Annotated in this window: 6 protein-coding genes; 4 read left to right on the top strand and 2 right to left on the bottom strand. The window is 59.5% G+C overall.

The annotated features are described in order from the left end of the window. Both JJE47_16820 and JJE47_16815 read left to right on the top strand, forming a co-directional pair. The coding region (locus tag JJE47_16820) for a hypothetical protein (GenBank protein MBK5269086.1) at positions 1-221 on the top strand (221 nt) is incomplete at its 5' end. Beyond that, complete coding sequence (locus tag JJE47_16815) at positions 214-927, top strand: SDR family oxidoreductase (protein MBK5269085.1); 714 nt, start codon at positions 214-216, stop codon at positions 925-927. The genes JJE47_16820 and JJE47_16815, both read left to right, overlap by 8 nt. A gap of 368 nt (positions 928-1,295) precedes the next feature. Here the strand turns inward: JJE47_16815 and JJE47_16810 are convergent, their stop codons facing one another. Continuing rightward, positions 1,296-1,763, bottom strand: a complete 468-nt coding sequence (locus JJE47_16810; protein MBK5269084.1) for a hypothetical protein — start codon at positions 1,761-1,763, stop codon at positions 1,296-1,298. 180 nt (positions 1,764-1,943) lie between these two features. Here JJE47_16810 and JJE47_16805 point away from each other — a divergent pair, with 180 nt between their 5' ends. Next, the gene (locus JJE47_16805) at positions 1,944-2,249 is read left to right on the top strand and encodes a hypothetical protein (GenBank protein MBK5269083.1); all 306 of its coding nucleotides are present in this window, start codon (positions 1,944-1,946) and stop codon (positions 2,247-2,249) included. Between the two features lie 97 nt (positions 2,250-2,346). Continuing rightward, positions 2,347-2,886, top strand: a complete 540-nt coding sequence (locus JJE47_16800; GenBank protein ID MBK5269082.1) for a hypothetical protein — start codon at positions 2,347-2,349, stop codon at positions 2,884-2,886. A gap of 13 nt (positions 2,887-2,899) precedes the next feature. On the opposite strand, the gene JJE47_16795 is transcribed toward JJE47_16800, so the two are convergent. After that, on the bottom strand, positions 2,900-3,593 hold a 694-nt coding region (locus JJE47_16795; protein ID MBK5269081.1), incomplete at its 5' end, for an aminomethyltransferase family protein.

The raw sequence follows: 3,593 nt of genomic DNA, 5'->3' as shown, positions 1-3,593 counted from the left end.
CGTTGAAGCTCCTGTATCATAAATCCAGATTCCACAAATACCTCGGCTGGACCGTTGAGGGTCGGCTACGCGAGCATCTGGTTCTCGACGGACGGGTACAAGATGCCATCTGCCTTGGGATTCTGGAGCGGGAATATCGGGACATCGCTTTGCCGAGACTTAACGTGATGATCAAACAGGCACTGCTCGCTCAAAAGAAGGATACCGAACAGAGTGCCTGACCGGTACAGCGGGAAGGTCGCCGTCATCACCGGAGCGACACGCGGAATAGGCCGGCTTATCACCGAATACTTCCTGGCTGAGGGTGCAGCCGTCCACGGAATTGCCAGGAGCGAAGCAACGATCAACCATGAAACCTACACGCATCACGCGGGAGTCGACATCGCCGACGAAGGGGCAGTCCGTGACGCCTTCCGCTCAATTCGCTTAACCCACCGGTCGATCAACATTCTTATCAATAACGCGGGCGCCGTTGCTTCACAGCATTCGTTACTCCTTCCCGTTTCCGAAGCATCCGAGGTAGTACGAACCAACGTAATGGGCGCGTATTGCGCCTCGCGAGAAGCGGCGAAGCTCATGCGAAAGAGCGGTGGCCGGATCATTACCATCGGTTCAATGGCCGCAGCGCTCGAGCCTGCTGGCGATTCGATATATGCCGCTTCCAAGGTCGCCAGTGAAACCCTGATGAACGTCATGGCCAAGGAGTTCCAGTCCTGGGGGATCACCTGCAACACAGTCGGCGTCACGGCTATCAAGACCGGCATGTTTCACGGATTCTCCGAGGAAGTTCTCGATGGCGTAATCGCCGGATTGCCAATCCCGAGATACGCGACCGAAAAAGACATCTTCAACGTCATCGACTTCTTCGCATCGGACGACAGCGACTACATCACCGCACAGACCGTGTATCTCGGTGGGGTGCACTGACCCTCCGGGGCGCTGCCGACGGTGCCACATCCAGCGTCAGATCCTGTTAACCGCCCAAGTTAGGACGTTGGCCCCTGGTCTGAGGTCGGCAATGACGAGAAGGTGGGAATACATAGCAAGCACCCCCTACGGGAATGAACATCGACAGCGACATCGACCTCACCTCGCCAGGCGCAACAGCGAATCGCAGTCACAAGAACGGGGGGCTACTGGGGGCTGACCAGGCCGATTCCAAGCACGGAGTCGGCTTGGTCGTGAGCGGGGCGCAAGATACCGCAACCTCGAACGACCTTCTACCCCATAACGATTGCGGGCTATCGAGGCGGCTTGGCCCCCCAACGCTGCGAACGGAAACGCCGCCCGGAACCTCAACGCGGCAATGGCACCAGGTTCCTGAGGAGCCAGTGGGTTCCCCCGTCGTAGGCCCGGGCTTCCCGATCAATCCACAGATCCGTTGGATATCCGATTTGGGGATCAAAGGTCACCTCGACCGGCACGCCGGCCGCCACGGCCCGTTCGATGGCAGCGAACATCTCATCCACGGTCAACCCCCGATCGGCCGGTGCGACTACCTCACCATCGGTGACGACCACCTCGCCCGTGAATGGTTGGCATTCCCCGCAGTCATCATCGAAGTCATACCGGTAGCTGGTGTAGCCGACCGCCGCCCAAAGCTGACGGGCCTCGGCGAGAGGTACGAGCAACGAACCTCCGGTCGTGGTCGACTCGACCGGACCAGTCACGGTCGGGACTACCGGGGTAGACTCATGAATCGTCTGGCCACCGCACGCAGCGACCAACACGGCAAACACAAAAACACAGGCAAGAATTTTCATGACGCTTTGACGTCCTAAGTGCCTGGTTGGTTCACCGATTTACATCACCGGCCCCGATTTTTCCTGCGCCGTTGGACCCAGCGACCAGGGACTCAAGCCAATTGAGCAACGGTATCTCTTGATACCGGCAGCACGAGCCAGCAGGGGCGAAAGCGATCACGCGAGAGATATGCTTGGTACATGCCAACGGAAGCCATCACCGCCCTTGTCCTGATAGTCGTGCTGGTACTCGCAGTAAACATCGTCGCCCGCCGTCGTGGCTACAACGTCGGAGGTAATGCCGTTGTCCAATGTCGCCGTGGCCACTTGTTCACAACGATCTGGATTGCTGGAGCGTCGTTCAAGTCCGTGCGCCTCGGATGGGTGAGGCTGCAGCGTTGCCCGGTCGGTCATCATTGGACCATGGTCACGCTCCTGAAGGAAGCGAACCTGACCGACGAACAACGACGCCTCGCCTCAGAACACCGCGACGTGCGGATCCCTTGACCGGACTGAGCATCAGGAACCAAATTGAACGGTTGTGCCGTCGTAGCTCTTGTAACCGGGCCCATGGGCCCGCTCTGTTCTCAAGGAGAGTTAAGACATGAATATCAATACAACTCGCCGGTTGGCTGTCCTCCTCGCTGCGCTGATGATGATCGCCGCCGCGTGCTCCAGTGCTGACTCAGACGATCCAGCTCAGGTGCCTGTCAATGATCAGCCGAACGACAACCCCGTTGCCAGCGGCGCATGCACCATCGACGAACCGAACTGCAACGACACGGTCATCGGTGGCGAACCACAGGTATTGCCCGGCGACAATTCCGACGCGGGCTCCTCGGGTGGCATGACGGTGGACGGTGGACTCTCGGTTTCCGACGCACTCAGCGGTGGCGTCTCGGGGGTCCTGGCGGTCCAGGGATTCATCGTGGATGATGGCACCGGAGCCAAGTTGTGCGAGGCCCTCGCCGAATCCTTCCCCCCGCAGTGCGCCGGTGCTTCAATGCCCATTTCCGGTTACGAAACGGCAATCACCACACCGTTCATTAACGAACAGAACGTGATGTGGACCGACCAGACCGTTTCCCTGTTCGGTGAAATTGTCGACGGTACCTTCGTCGTCTCTTCAGCGGTTTCCGGTTAGTTCCCGCGGAATCTCAGGAACGGATTCTCGTGTTGTTCGGGTCGTACATCGGCCGCAACGACATGACCGACGGATACTTTCGGCCGGCCACGTCCACCTGCCAGTCACCACCGTCGAGATAGGCGGTGGTGACTGGTTCGTTGGCTTCGATCATGCCCAGGCCAACGGCGCCACCCAGCGTATGACCGTACGAAGCTGATCGGACATAACCGACCTCGACTCCGTTGCGATAGACGACCTCCGCATGGAACAAAAGCGGAGCTGGATCTGTCAGTCGGACCTGAACGAGGCGGCGCATTAGCTTGCCGGCGGCCTTTTGGGCGAGCACGGCTTCCCTGCCGATGAACGGTTTGTCCAACGCCAGGGCGAATCCAAATCCGGCTTCAAGAGGGTCATCGGTGTTGTCGATGTCATGGCCGTAGTCCCGGTAGCCCTTTTCCATTCGCAGTGAAGCAAGCGCTTTGAGCCCGGCATGGCGCAGACCGAATGGTGCGCCGGCCGCCACCAGTCGGTCATAGACGTGCACGGCCTGCTCGGCCGGCACATACAACTCGTAGCCGAGCTCTCCGAGATAGGTGATTCGCACGCACAAGACCCTGGCGAACCCGACATCGATCCATCGGGCAGTCCGGAACGGGAACCGTTCGTTCGAAAGATCGACGGAGGTGACCGCTTGGACCAGTTCCCGGGACCGGGGCCCCTGGATG

Source organism: Acidimicrobiia bacterium (genome assembly GCA_016650365.1).
In the GTDB taxonomy this organism is placed as follows: Bacteria; Actinomycetota; Acidimicrobiia; order Spongiisociales; family JAENVV01; genus JAENVV01.
The sequence above is the reverse complement of the archived record's forward strand: the minus strand, read 5'-3'. Positions and strand labels throughout refer to the sequence as shown.

What these genes read in the sequence shown, in the direction of transcription:
- JJE47_16810 (MBK5269084.1), bottom strand. Translation starts at nt 1,763, where the DNA reads ATGAAAATTCTTGCCTGTGTTTTTGTGTTTGCCGTGTTGGTCGCTGCG.
- JJE47_16805 (MBK5269083.1), top strand. Translation starts at nt 1,944, where the DNA reads ATGCCAACGGAAGCCATCACCGCCCTTGTCCTGATAGTCGTGCTGGTA.
- JJE47_16800 (MBK5269082.1), top strand. Translation starts at nt 2,347, where the DNA reads ATGAATATCAATACAACTCGCCGGTTGGCTGTCCTCCTCGCTGCGCTG.